General features: G+C 69.9%; 12 protein-coding genes and 1 riboswitch. Of the genes, 6 read left to right on the plus strand and 6 right to left on the minus strand.

Features of this window, described 5'->3' with window-relative positions:
- Positions 1 to 150: 150 nt before the first annotated feature.
- The gene (locus ACNPQM_RS29260) at positions 151 to 225 is read left to right on the plus strand and encodes a 50S ribosomal protein bL37 (RefSeq protein ID WP_099504217.1); all 75 of its coding nucleotides are present in this window, start codon (positions 151 to 153) and stop codon (positions 223 to 225) included.
- Between the two features lie 216 nt (positions 226 to 441).
- Here ACNPQM_RS29260 and groL read toward each other — a convergent pair whose 3' ends face one another.
- The 4 genes from groL to thrC all read right to left on the minus strand — a co-directional run bounded on the left by groL (position 442) and on the right by thrC (position 4642).
- A complete protein-coding gene (groL, locus tag ACNPQM_RS29265; RefSeq protein ID WP_358861679.1) occupies positions 442 to 2064 on the minus strand; it encodes a chaperonin GroEL in 1623 nt (540 codons plus the stop codon).
- Positions 2065 to 2389: 325 nt separating this feature from the next.
- The gene (locus ACNPQM_RS29270; RefSeq protein ID WP_003967346.1) at positions 2390 to 2596 is read right to left on the minus strand and encodes a cold-shock protein; all 207 of its coding nucleotides are present in this window, start codon (positions 2594 to 2596) and stop codon (positions 2390 to 2392) included.
- A 432-nt stretch (positions 2597 to 3028) separates the two neighbouring features.
- Positions 3029 to 3307: a MoaD/ThiS family protein gene (locus ACNPQM_RS29275; protein WP_093895830.1), complete on the minus strand. Its 279-nt coding sequence runs from the start codon at positions 3305 to 3307 to the stop codon at positions 3029 to 3031.
- Positions 3308 to 3340: 33 nt separating this feature from the next.
- The gene (thrC, locus tag ACNPQM_RS29280) at positions 3341 to 4642 is read right to left on the minus strand and encodes a threonine synthase (RefSeq protein ID WP_358861678.1); all 1302 of its coding nucleotides are present in this window, start codon (positions 4640 to 4642) and stop codon (positions 3341 to 3343) included.
- 17 nt (positions 4643 to 4659) lie between these two features.
- Positions 4660 to 4786: riboswitch (SAM riboswitch) on the minus strand.
- 152 nt (positions 4787 to 4938) lie between these two features.
- Here thrC and ACNPQM_RS29285 point away from each other — a divergent pair.
- Entirely contained in the window at positions 4939 to 5889 is a 951-nt protein-coding gene (locus ACNPQM_RS29285) for a glucosyl-3-phosphoglycerate synthase (protein ID WP_418086320.1), read from the plus strand.
- 44 nt (positions 5890 to 5933) lie between these two features.
- Complete coding sequence (locus tag ACNPQM_RS29290; protein ID WP_418086321.1) at positions 5934 to 7328, plus strand: alpha,alpha-trehalose-phosphate synthase (UDP-forming); 1395 nt, start codon at positions 5934 to 5936, stop codon at positions 7326 to 7328.
- A gap of 167 nt (positions 7329 to 7495) precedes the next feature.
- Here the strand turns inward: ACNPQM_RS29290 and otsB are convergent, their stop codons facing one another.
- Positions 7496 to 8392, minus strand: coding sequence for a trehalose-phosphatase (otsB, locus tag ACNPQM_RS29295; protein WP_418086322.1), 897 nt, complete (start codon positions 8390 to 8392; stop codon positions 7496 to 7498).
- A 78-nt stretch (positions 8393 to 8470) separates the two neighbouring features.
- Complete coding sequence (locus ACNPQM_RS29300; protein WP_358861674.1) at positions 8471 to 8764, minus strand: DUF3263 domain-containing protein; 294 nt, start codon at positions 8762 to 8764, stop codon at positions 8471 to 8473.
- A gap of 245 nt (positions 8765 to 9009) precedes the next feature.
- Here ACNPQM_RS29300 and ACNPQM_RS29305 point away from each other — a divergent pair, with 245 nt between their 5' ends.
- From ACNPQM_RS29305 to ACNPQM_RS29315, 3 genes are all read left to right on the plus strand, one after another.
- Complete coding sequence (locus ACNPQM_RS29305) at positions 9010 to 9942, plus strand: ROK family protein (protein ID WP_418086323.1); 933 nt, start codon at positions 9010 to 9012, stop codon at positions 9940 to 9942.
- Positions 9942 to 11096: an N-acetylglucosamine-6-phosphate deacetylase gene (gene nagA / locus ACNPQM_RS29310; protein ID WP_418086324.1), complete on the plus strand. Its 1155-nt coding sequence runs from the start codon at positions 9942 to 9944 to the stop codon at positions 11094 to 11096. The genes ACNPQM_RS29305 and nagA overlap by 1 nt, the downstream gene beginning before the upstream one ends.
- Before the next feature lie 167 nt (positions 11097 to 11263).
- On the plus strand, positions 11264 to 12190 hold the full coding sequence (locus ACNPQM_RS29315) for a 1-phosphofructokinase family hexose kinase (protein ID WP_418086352.1): 927 nt from the start codon (positions 11264 to 11266) through the stop codon (positions 12188 to 12190).
- Positions 12191 to 12235 lie beyond the last annotated feature (45 nt).

Raw genomic sequence — 12235 nt, forward strand, 5'->3', positions numbered from 1 at the left:
GCCCCCGGGACCAGCCGGTCCCGGGGGCCGACGGCGGAAGCCTGCAGCAGCGCCACGCCACCACCGACGCCGAGACCACGACCCCACATGCGGGTGCGGTATTAAACTGGCTGACGCATGGACAAATCCCGACATAAGGAGGTATTCACCATGGCCAAGCGAGGCAACAAGCGACGTGGTCGCAAGAAGAAGAAGGCGAACCACGGCAAGCGCCCCAACGCCTGAACGCACCGGCACCGGCACCGGCCCCACCGTGTACGTGGCGTCGTTCTTCCACCGGTGGTTGCGCGGGCACGACGGCCATCTGCTGGACGGGCCTTCGGCCCGCTTCCCTGCGATGGTGTTCACGCTGTAGGGCCGCACCGGTCCGGACATGACGTCGGCCCCCGGGACCAACTGGTCCCGGGGGCCGACGTACAGGCACTTACCGATCCGTCAGGATCAGAAGTCCATGTCACCGCCCGGCATGCCGCCCGGAGCGGCCGCAGCGGCCTTCTCCGGCTTGTCGGCGATGACGGCCTCGGTGGTCAGGAACAGCGCGGCGATCGACGCGGCGTTCTGCAGAGCGGAGCGCGTGACCTTCGCCGGGTCGAGAATGCCCTCGGCGATCATGTCGACGTACTCACCGGTCGCGGCGTTCAGACCGTGGCCGACGGCCAGGTTGCGCACCTTCTCGACGACGACGCCACCCTCGAGACCACCGTTGACGGCGATCTGCTTGAGCGGGGCCTCCAGCGCCAGCTTGACGGCGTTGGCGCCGGTCGCCTCGTCACCCGAGAGCTCCAGCTTCTCGAAGACGGCGGAAGCCTGCAGCAGCGCCACGCCACCACCGGCGACGATGCCCTCCTCGACGGCCGCCTTCGCGTTGCGAACGGCGTCCTCGATGCGGTGCTTGCGCTCCTTGAGCTCGACCTCGGTCGCGGCACCGGCCTTGATGACCGCCACGCCGCCGGCCAGCTTCGCCAGGCGCTCCTGGAGCTTCTCGCGGTCGTAGTCCGAGTCGGAGTTCTCGATCTCGGCACGGATCTGGTTGACGCGACCCTGAACCTGGTCGGTGTCACCGGCGCCGTCGACGATCGTCGTCTCGTCCTTGGTGATGACGACCTTGCGGGCGCGGCCCAGCAGGTCCAGGCCGGCGTTCTCCAGCTTGAGACCGACCTCCTCGGAGATGACGGTGCCACCGGTGAGGATGGCGATGTCGCCGAGCATGGCCTTGCGGCGGTCACCGAAGCCCGGGGCCTTGACGGCGACGGACTTGAAGGTGCCACGGATCTTGTTGACGACCAGGGTCGACAGGGCCTCGCCCTCGACGTCCTCGGCGATGATCAGCAGCGGCTTGCCGGACTGCATGACCTTCTCCAGCAGCGGAAGGAGGTCCTTCACGTTGCTGACCTTGGAGTTGACGATCAGGATGTACGGGTCGTCCAGGGACGACTCCATGCGCTCCATGTCGGTGGCGAAGTACGCCGAGATGTAGCCCTTGTCGAAGCGCATACCCTCGGTGAGCTCCAGCTCCAGACCGAAGGTCTGGGACTCCTCGACGGTGATGACGCCTTCCTTGCCGACCTTGTCCATCGCCTCGGCGATGAGCTCGCCGATCTGGGTGTCGGCGGCGGAGATGGAGGCCGTGGAAGCGATCTGCTCCTTGGTCTCCACGTCCTTGGCCTGCTCCAGCAGAGCGGCGGAGACGGCCTCGACGGCCTTCTCGATGCCCCGCTTGAGGGCCATCGGGTTCGCACCCGCGGCGACGTTGCGGAGGCCCTCACGGACGAGTGCCTGGGCGAGAACGGTGGCGGTGGTCGTACCGTCGCCGGCGACGTCGTCCGTCTTCTTGGCGACTTCCTTGACCAGCTCTGCGCCGATCTTCTCGTACGGGTCCTCGAGCTCGATCTCCTTGGCGATGGAGACACCATCGTTGGTGATCGTGGGTGCGCCCCACTTCTTCTCAAGGACAACGTTCCGGCCCTTGGGGCCGAGGGTCACCTTGACGGCGTCGGCGAGCTGGTTCATCCCGCGCTCGAGGCCGCGCCGCGCTTCCTCGTCGAACGCGATGATCTTGGCCATGTGAAGTGGTCCTCCCGGACAGGGGTGGATTGCTCCGGACCGTGTGGCGCCCGCGACGGACGGCCTGCGTGCCTGACGGTTCCTTGCCCCGCCGGGCCTGCGGGCCTCACCGACCCGGTCCTTCTGTCACTCTCAACGTCAGAGTGCTAACGCCCAATGATTAGCACTCGACCCCTTCGAGTGCAAGCGCCCCTTCGAGTTCGCGGATGGCGTCGGGCAGCGGTGGCACGGTCGCGGGCGGGCTCCGGGACGCACGAAGGGCCCGTACCCCCGGGGGTACGGGCCCTTCGTGCGTGAGTAGTGTCGTTGGCCGACCGCGTCGAGCTCAGCCGACGGCGAGCTTGACCATGTCCGCCTGCGGCCCCTTCTGGCCCTGCGAGATTTCGAATTCAACTCGCTGACCCTCTTCGAGGGTGCGGTACCCGTCCATCTGGATCGCACTGTAGTGGACGAAAACATCCGCACCACCGTCGACCGCGATGAAGCCGTACCCCTTCTCCGCGTTGAACCACTTGACGGTGCCCTGAGCCATGCCTAACTCCCCTATTACTGGCCCTTGCACAGGACCGCACTTCGCGGACCCGGGTCAGAACTCACCCTCCGACAGGAGAGGGTGCGTGCGCCGGAACGCGTCGACCGCGGCTGAATGTATCTGTCCAACTGCCCTCTGCAACAGGTCAATCGGACGAGAATTCTAGGCAGCACCGAACGCCCGAATATGAGGAATTCACGCGATTCCAGGGCAAGTCGGGCCGGACAAAGGCCACTTATGGCGCAAGGAGTTGGAACACTTTGGCTGCATCTTGTCGCGAGCGGGCGCATTCTCGTATGCGGTCGGCACGGGCAGCGGAGGGGGCTTCCCCACTGTACCGCGCTTAACCATGCAGAATTGCCCCCTCCGCTTAGCTTGCAGAGGGGGCAACTCCGGTAACGCTGCAAAGTCGGCCCCAGGGCCGACTGCGGGTCAGCAGCCGCCCGCGACCGCCGGGATGATGGAGATGCCCGCGCCGTCCGGGGTGGCCGCCTCCAGGCCGCCCTCGAAGCGCACGTCGTCGTCGTTGACGTACACGTTCACGAAGCGGCGGAGCTTGCCCTGGTCGTCCAGGACACGCGCGGCGATGCCCGGGTGGTTCTGCTCCAGCGACTCGATGACCTGGGAGAGGGTCGAGCCCTCGGCCGGGACCTCGGCCTGGCCGCCCGTGTAGGTGCGCAGGATGGTGGGGATACGGACCTTGACGCTCATCTGGGTGCCTTCCTTACGTCTCGGGTGGTCGGGTCAGCCGTTGGCGAGGCCTGCGTCGCGGAACGCGTCCAGGCTGGGCCGGATGGTCGCGGTCGGGCCGGTCGTCGGGGCGACCGCGTCCAGTGTCTTCAGACCGTCGCCGGTGTTCAGGACGACCGTGGTGAGCGTCGGGTCCAGCAGACCCGCCTCGATCAGCTTCCTCGTCACACCGACCGTCACCCCGCCCGCCGTCTCGGCGAAGATGCCCTCGGTGCGGGCCAGCAGCTTGATCGCGTCGACGATCTGCTCGTCGTCGACGTCCTCGACCGCGCCGCCGGTGCGGCGGGCGATGTCCAGGACGTACGGACCGTCGGCCGGATTGCCGATCGCCAGGGACTTGGCGATCGTGTTCGGCTTCTGCGGGCGTACGACGTCGTGACCTGCCTTGAAGGCCGTGGAGACCGGGGAGCAGCCCTCGGCCTGGGCGCCGAAGATCTTGTACGGCTTGTCCTCGACGAGACCGAGCTTGATCAGCTCCTGAAGACCCTTGTCGATCTTCGTGAGCTGCGAGCCGGACGCGATCGGGATGACGAGCTGGTCGGGCAGCTGCCAGCCGAGCTGCTCGCAGATCTCGTACGCGAGCGTCTTGGAACCCTCGCCGTAGTACGGGCGCAGGTTGACGTTGACGAAGCCCCAGCCCTCACCGAGCGGGTCGCCGATGAGCTCCGAGCAGAAGCGGTTGACGTCGTCGTAGTTGCCCTCGATGCCGACCAGCTCGCCGCCATACACCGCGGCCATGACGACCTTGCCCTGCTCCAGGTCGTGCGGGATGAACACGCAGGACCGGAAGCCGGCCCGGGCTGCGGCCGCGCCGACCGCGCCGGCGAGGTTGCCGGTGGAGGAGCAGGAGAGCGTGGTGAAGCCGAAGGCGCGGGCGGCCTCGACGGCGATCGCGACGACGCGGTCCTTGAAGGAGTGCGTCGGGTTGCCGGAGTCGTCCTTGACGTACAGACCGCCCGTGACGCCCAGCTCACGGGCTAGGTTGTCGGCCTTGACCAGCTTGGTGAAGCCGGGGTTGATATTGGGCTTGTCCGCGACATCGGCGGGGACGGGCAGCAGCGGCGCGTAGCGCCAGATGTTGTCCGGTCCGGCCTCGATGCGCTTCTTCAGCTCGTCCGGGGAGCCGCTCGGCAGGTCGTACGCCACTTCGAGCGGCCCGAAACAGGACGCGCAGGCGAAAAGGGGACCGAGCTCGAAACGCTCTCCGCACTCGCGGCAGGAGAGCGCCGCTGCGGGGCCGAGGTCGACGGCGCCGGTGGAAGAATCGGTGCTTACTGCAACAGTCTGCGCAGCCATGATGGCGAGGCCCTTTCTCCTCATCTTCCTCGCGGCGCATTTCGCCACGAGCCGGAATTGGCACCTTCCCCACCTGACCTCGCGGTCGGCGGGAGGGTTGCCGGGACTTCAACGGGCCGTTCCCTCAGTCCCTCTGGATGAGCGCTTTGGCACTGGATCACCGACCCAGGCATTTATTGGCGGACGACCCCGACATGCGACGGTCATCCGCGTTGTTCAAGACTGTAACCGAAGCCCCGGACGGTTGAGACAGTCGTCCGAACCGCGAGATGGATCACATACAGGGAGTATCGACCGTGCTGGAAGAGGTCGAACGCTGGCTGGCCGGGCGTTCCTGGTCGGCAGCCGACCGCCCGCTGGACCGGCTCGTCGCCGCCAAGAGCCGGGATCCGCGGCGCGGGAGCGTGAGCGTGGTGCTGCCCGCCCTGAACGAGGAGGCGACGGTCGGCGCCATCGTCGAGACGATCCGGATCGAGCTGATGGAGAAGGTGCCGCTGGTCGACGAGCTGCTGGTGATCGACTCCGGCTCGACGGACGGCACGGCGGACGTCGCCCGGAAGGCGGGCGCCCGAGTGGTGCACCGGGACGCGATACTCCCGCGCATACCCGCGCTCCCCGGCAAGGGCGAGGTCCTGTGGCGCTCGCTCCTGGTCACCAGCGGTGAGATCGTCTGCTTCATAGACGCCGACCTGAGGGACTTCTCCGCGGAGTTCGTCTCCGGAATCGTCGGCCCGCTGCTCACCGACCCCGATGTGCAGTTCGTCAAGGCGATGTACGACCGCCCGCTGGGCGACACCGCGGGTCAGGGCGGTCGCGTCACGGAACTGGTGGCCCGCCCGCTGCTCAATCTGCACTGGCCGCAGCTGGCCGGCTTCGTCCAGCCGCTCGGCGGCGAGTACGCGGTGCGGCGCTCACTGCTGGAGCGGCTGCCGTTCCCCGTCGGTTACGGAGTGGAACTCGGCCTCCTGGTGGACGCCCTGCACACGGTCGGGCTGGACGCGCTGGCACAGGTCGACGTGGGGGTGCGCAGACACCGCCACCAGGACGGCCAGGCGCTGGGACGGATGGCTGCGGCGATCTATCGCACCGCTCAACTCCGTCTTTCCCGAGGCCACTTGATACGTCCAGCCCTGACCCAGTTCGAGCGGCGCGAGGACGGCTTCGTACCGCGCACCCATCCGGTGGACACGGAGGAGCGGCCTCCGATGTGCGAGATCACGGAGTACGTTTCGCGGCGCGCGGCCTGACTTCGCACGTTTGGGCGGTTCGCGATCGGGCTAGATTCCGCAACATGGTCTCCGAGCACGAAGCCCAGTCCGCTGCCCAGGTCCTCGTTGCGTCCAACCGCGGCCCGGTGTCGTACACCCTGGCCACCGACGGATCGCTCGACGCCACGCGCGGCGGCGGCGGGCTCGTCTCCGGGCTGAGCGCCGTCAAGGACAAACTGTGGGTGTGTGCCGCGCTCGGTGAGGGGGACCGGGAGGCGGTCCGGCGCGGGGTCGCCGAGCAGGGCGTACGGATGCTCGACATCGACGCGGCCGTCCACGCGGACGCGTACAACGGCATCGCGAACTCGGTGCTCTGGTTCGTCCACCACATGCTGTACCAGACGCCGCTGGAACCGGTCTTCGACGCGGAGTTCCGGCGGCAGTGGGCGTCGTTCGAGACGTACAACCGGGCCTTCGCCGAGGCGCTCGCCGAGGAGGCGGGCGAGGGTGCGGCGGTGCTGGTGCAGGACTACCACCTCGCACTGGTCCCCGGCATGCTCCGCGAGCTCCGCCCCGACCTTCGGATCGGCCACTTCTCGCACACCCCGTGGGCGCCCGTCGACTATTTCCGCCTGCTCCCCGACGACATCGCCGAGCAGCTGCTGCGCGGCATCCTGGGCGCGGACCGGGCGGCCTTCCTGACCCGGCGCTGGGCGGACGCGTTCATCGGCTGCTGCACGGAGATCCTGGGCGGCACCGGCCGGACCAGGATCGGGGTGCACGGGCTCGGCGCGGACGCGGACTTCCTGCGCAGGCGCGCGCACGAGGCGGACGTGGACGAACGGATGGCCGCGCTGCGGGAGCAGGTCGGCCCCGGGCGGAGAACGATCGTACGAGTGGACCGAACGGAGCTGTCCAAGAACATCGTGCGCGGCCTGTTCGCGTACCGCGCGCTCCTCGAAGAGCGGCCGGAATGGCGTGAGCGCGTCGTCCATGTCGCCTTCGCGTACCCCTCGCGGCAGGACCTGGCGGTGTACCGCGACTACACGGCCGAGGTCCAGCAGGTCGCCGACGAGATCAACGCCGTGTACGGCACGTCGGGCTGGACGCCGGTCGTGCTCCACGTCAAGGACGACTTCGCCCGCTCGCTCGCCGCGTACCGGCTGGCCGACGTGGCGCTCGTCAACCCGATCCGCGACGGCATGAACCTGGTCGCCAAGGAGGTCCCCGTCGTCTCCGACCACGGCTGCGCGCTGGTGCTGTCGCGGGAGGCGGGGGCGTACGAGGAACTGGGCCGCGACGCGGTCGTGGTGAACCCGTACGACGTGTCCGCGACGGCGGCGGCGCTGCACGAGGCTTTGACGATGGCGGACGACGAACGGGCCGCACGCACGGAGCGGCTGGCCGCGGCGGCGGTGGCGCTGCCGCCGCAGCAATGGTTCCTGGACCAGCTGGACGCGCTGCAGCGGGAGGCTTGAGAGCGAACCCGTCCGGCGATCGCGGACACGCCGTGCTGCCGGGCTTCGGCTGCGCTCCGCAGCCGGGACGCTTCCTGTTGACGGTCGGTCGACGGCCTAGGGGGTGTTTCGAAAGCAGCGTCGTCCGCCCCTACGCCGCCCGGCAGGCGGGACTTTCGAAACACGCCCTAGTGCCCCTCCCGGCACTGGACCTGTTGCGCCAGGGTCGCCAGGAAGTCGACGACGGCTCCTGGGCCGTTCAGCAGCAGATCGGCCCGCTCGGCCAGTTCGGGCACTTCCGCGCTGCCGCTGCAGACAAGCAGGCCAGGAATGCCGTCGGGGCTCTCGGTACGGAGCTTCTCCACGGCGGCGTACGCGGCGAGGTCGCCCAGGTCGTCACCCGCGTACAGAACGGACTCGGCGTCCAACTCCCGTACGTACTGGGTGAGCGCCATACCCTTGTCCATGCCCGGCGGGCGCAACTCCAGTACCAGACGGCCCGGTTCGACGATCAGCCCGTGCCGGGCGGCGAGCGCACCGAGCGGGCCGCGCAGCGCGTCGAACGCAGCCTGCGGGTCGGCGGCGCGGCGGGTGTGGACGGCGAGCGCCCGGCCTTTCTCCTCGATCCAGGCGCCGTGCCAGGAGCCGAACCGTTCGAGCAGGCCGGGGAGTTCGGCGCGGACCGCGGCGACGCCCGGGTGCGGGGCGGGGGCGTGGACGGTGCCGGAGACGGCGTCCCAGCGTTCGGCGCCGTAGTGGCCGAGAACGACGAGGTGGTCGAGGCCGGGAACCCCGGCGAAGCCGCCGTGCCGGACCGCGACGTCGGCCGGGCGGCCGGTGATCACGGCGACGGAGGCGACCTTCGGCGCGAGCGCGGCCAGGGCCGGGACGGCGCCGGGGTGGGCGCGGGCCTGTTCCGGGTCCGGGACGATCTCGGCGAGGGTGCCGTCGAAGTCGAGCGCGACGACGGCACGGTCCGGGCGCGCGAGGATCGCGGCCAAGGCTTCTCGGCCGGGTGGGGTGGTGGGGGTCGGGAGCTCGGACGGGATCTCGCTCGGCGCGGGTGCGTGCGGATTGCTGCCCATGGGTCGAGCCTATCGGCGTACCGCCGGGCACAGCACGGGGCGACGCGGCTTACCGGCGGCGTGCGAGCGGGGGCCGGTTCAGCGGCGCCCCCGCCGAGCCTCCCGGATCCGTCGCAGCCGGTTCACCGTCACCGGGTCCTCCTCCAGCGCCCGCCGGTCGTCCAGGAGCGCGTTGAGCAGCTGGTAGTAACGCGTCGGCGAGATGCCCAGGCCCTCCCGGATCTCCCGCTCCTTCGCCCCCGGGCCGGCCCACGAACGCCGTTCCACGGCCAGGACCGCACGCTCCCGGTCGGAGAGCCCGGAACCAGGGCGGTCGGCGGGGCTGTCGGCAGGAGGCTCCGCTTCGGTGGAGCCGTCGTCGGGGGCGGTCATATGAGCCAACCTATCGCCCGCCCCCGAACCCGCTGCCCGGCCACCCGCCACTCCGCGCACGCCGCCTTCGACGGCGAACGCCTTGCCGAGACGGCGAAGCGCGGCCTGCTGAGCTCGGCAGAAGCCCTGGTCGAAGGCGCGGTCCGGGGCGCGGTCCAGAGCTTTGCCACACTTTTGTATGGATCCTCAACAAACAGAAAAAGTGGACTAGACCTATTGGGGGTCCTCGGGCGAAACTGTCTCCCGTGAAACACGTCATCGCCCTCGATGTGGGCGGCACCGGAATGAAGGCCGCACTGGTCGGGGCCGACGGCTCCCTGCTGCACGAGGCTCGGCGCGCAACCGGCAGGGAGCGCGGACCCGACGCCGTCGTGGAGTCGATCCTCGCCTTTGCCGCGGAACTGCGCGCCCACGGGGAGCAACACTTCGGCGAGAGCGCCGTCGCGGCCGGTGTCGCCGTGCCCGGCATCATCGACGCCGAGAACGGGATCGCCGTCTACTCCTCGAACCTGGGCTGGCGCGACGTCCCCATGCGCACCCTGCTCGGCGAACGGCTCGGCGGCGTACCCGTCGCACTCGGCCACGACGTCAGGACCGGCGGCCTCGCCGAGGGCAGGATCGGCGCGGGCAAGGGCGCCGACCGCTTCCTGTTCGTCCCGCTCGGAACCGGCATCGCCGGGGCCATCGGCATCACGGGCACCATCGAGGCGGGCGCGCACGGGTACGCCGGCGAGATCGGGCACATCGTGGTCCGGCCGGACGGGCCGGACTGCGGGTGCGGACAGCGCGGCTGCCTGGAGGCCCTCGCATCCGCCTCCGCCGTCAGCCGCGCCTGGGCCGCCGCGTCGGGGGACCCGGAGGCCGACGCCGCGGACTGCGCGAAGGCCGTCGAATCGGGTGACCCCGCTGCCGTACGGGTATGGCAGGACGCGGTCGACGCGCTCGCCGCCGGACTGGTCACCGCGCTGACCCTGCTGGACCCTCGCGCGCTCATCATCGGTGGCGGCCTCGCCGAGGCAGGGGAAACCTTGTTCATACCACTCCGTGCGGCCGTCAAGGAACGTGTCACGTTCCAGAAGCTGCCCGACATCGTCCCGGCGGCCCTCGGGGACACCGCCGGATGCCTGGGTGCAGGGCTGCTCGCCTGGGATCTTCTCTCCACGGAGGTATCCGCCTGATGGCCGGACGCGCAGACAGCACGGTTCTCACCGGGGCCCGGGTGGTCCTTCCCACCGGCACCGTCGAGAACGGCCGGGTGATCGTCGAGGGCACTCGGATCGCCGGGGGTCCGGCGGAGGGTGCCCGGACCATCGATCTGACCGGCCACTGGGTCGTCCCCGGCTTCGTCGACATGCACAACCATGGCGGTGGCGGCGCGTCCTTCACCTCCGGCACCGTGGACGAAGTCCTCACCGGCATCCGCACCCACCGCGAGCACGGCACCACCACCCTGGTCGCCTCCACCGTCACCGGCGAGATGGACTTCCTCACCGAGCGGGCCGGCATCCTCTCCGAGCTGGTCGAGCAGGGCGACCTGGCCGGGATCCACTTCGAGGGCCCGTTCATCTCGCCGTGCCGCAAGGGTGCGCACAGCGAGACGCTGCTGCGCCACCCGGACCCGGCCGAGGTCCGCAAGCTGATGGACGCGGCGCGCGGCACCGCGAAGATGTTCACGCTCGCCACCGAACTGCCGGGCGGCATCGAGTCGGTGCGGCTGCTCGCCGAGCACGGCGTGATCGCCGCGATCGGGCACACCGACGCGACGTACGAGCAGACCGTCGAGGCGATCGACGCGGGCGCCACCGTCGCCACCCACCTGTTCAACGCGATGCCGCCGTTCGCCCACCGCGATCCCGGTCCGATCGCCGCGCTCCTGGAGGACGAGCGGATCACCGTCGAACTGATCAACGACGGTACTCATCTGCATCCGGCCGCCCTGGAGCTGGCATACCACCACGCGGGCGCCGCCCGCGTGGCGCTGATCACGGACGCGATGGACGCGGCCGGGTTCGGTGACGGCCGGTACCAGCTGGGTCCGCTCGCCGTCGAGGTCAAGGACGGCGTCGCCCGGCTCGTCGAGGGCAACTCGATCGCGGGTTCCACGCTCACCCTGGACACCGCGTTCCGCCGGGCCGTCACGCTCGACCGGATCCCGGTCGAGGACGTCGTACGGTCCATCTCCGCCAATCCGGCACGGCTGCTCGGCGTGTACGACAGGGTCGGCTCGCTGGACCCGGGCAAGGACGCGGACCTGGTGGTCCTGGACGCGGACTTCGCGCTCAAGGGCGTCATGCGTAAGGGCGAATGGGTCACTGAGCCCGAACTCGGGTGATTTCAGCCATTCTTCACAGAGGGCCGAATACGTAACGAAGAGGCAGCGGTTGGCCCGGGGGTCTGGGCCGACCGCTTTCTCTTTGGCATGATCGCTTCGTAAACAGCAGGGAAGGCGCGTTCTGGCAAGGGATCCGCGCTCCGGCACGGATCGAAGGGGTGACCGAGGTGATCCTCACGGTCACGCTCAACACGGCACTCGACCTGACGTACGGCGTCCCGGCGCTGGTCCCGCACACCAGCCACCGCGTCGGTGACATATCCGAACGCCCCGGTGGCAAAGGGCTCAACGTCGCCCGGGTGCTCTCCGCACTCGGCCACGAGACCGTGGTCACCGGTTTCGCCGGAGGCGCCACCGGAGCCGTACTCCGCGAGCTCCTGGCAGACCTCCCGCCGCGCGACGCCCTCGTTCCCGTCGCCGGGAACACCCGCCGCACCATCGCGGTCGTCGACGCGTCCACCGGCGACACCACCCAGCTCAACGAACCCGGCCCACTCGTCAGCGCCGACGAGTGGACCACCTTCCTCGCCACGTACGAGAAGCTCCTCGCCGGCGCGGACGCGGTCGCACTCTGCGGCAGCCTGCCGCCCGGCATCCACGTCGGCGCCTACGCCGAACTGGTCCGCATCGCCCGCGCCGCCGAGGTCCCCGTTCTCCTCGACACCAGCGGCGAACCGCTGCGCCGGGGCATAGCCGCCCGACCCGACCTGATCAAGCCGAACGCCGACGAGCTCGCCCAGCTCACCGGCTCCCGCGACCCGCTGCGCGCCACCCATGACGCCCGCCGCCGGGGCGCGCACGGCGTGATCGCCTCGCTCGGCGCGGATGGCATGCTCGCCGTCACACCCGAGGGTGCCTGGCGGGCGGCGCCGCCGGACCGGGTCGCGGGCAACCCCACCGGAGCGGGCGACTCCGCGGTGGCCGGGCTGCTGTCCGGTCTCGTCGAGGGGCTGAGCTGGCCGGACCGGCTGCGCAGGGCGGTGGCACTGTCGACGGCGACGGTGCTGGCACCGGCGGCCGGGGAGTTCGACCGGGCGGCGTACGAGGAGCTGCTGCCGCGCGTCGGCATCGAGGAACAAGCACCGACGGTCTGAGTGGCGCGGAACCAGCCCGCATCGCGCGCCCGGCACCGTCCCGGA

It is taken from the genome of Streptomyces sp. NPDC056231 (genome assembly GCF_048270745.1).
GTDB lineage: Bacteria > Actinomycetota > Actinomycetes > Streptomycetales > Streptomycetaceae > Streptomyces.

Coding starts and splice junctions, on each gene's coding strand:
- groL (WP_358861679.1), bottom strand. CDS start 2,064: ATGGCCAAGATCATCGCGTTCGACGAGGAAGCGCGGCGCGGCCTCGAG.
- thrC (WP_358861678.1), bottom strand. CDS start 4,642: ATGGCTGCGCAGACTGTTGCAGTAAGCACCGATTCTTCCACCGGCGCC.
- ACNPQM_RS29275 (WP_093895830.1), bottom strand. CDS start 3,307: ATGAGCGTCAAGGTCCGTATCCCCACCATCCTGCGCACCTACACGGGC.
- nagA (WP_418086324.1), top strand. CDS start 9,942: ATGGCCGGACGCGCAGACAGCACGGTTCTCACCGGGGCCCGGGTGGTC.
- ACNPQM_RS29300 (WP_358861674.1), bottom strand. CDS start 8,764: ATGACCGCCCCCGACGACGGCTCCACCGAAGCGGAGCCTCCTGCCGAC.
- ACNPQM_RS29290 (WP_418086321.1), top strand. CDS start 5,934: ATGGTCTCCGAGCACGAAGCCCAGTCCGCTGCCCAGGTCCTCGTTGCG.
- otsB (WP_418086322.1), bottom strand. CDS start 8,392: ATGGGCAGCAATCCGCACGCACCCGCGCCGAGCGAGATCCCGTCCGAG.
- ACNPQM_RS29270 (WP_003967346.1), bottom strand. CDS start 2,596: ATGGCTCAGGGCACCGTCAAGTGGTTCAACGCGGAGAAGGGGTACGGC.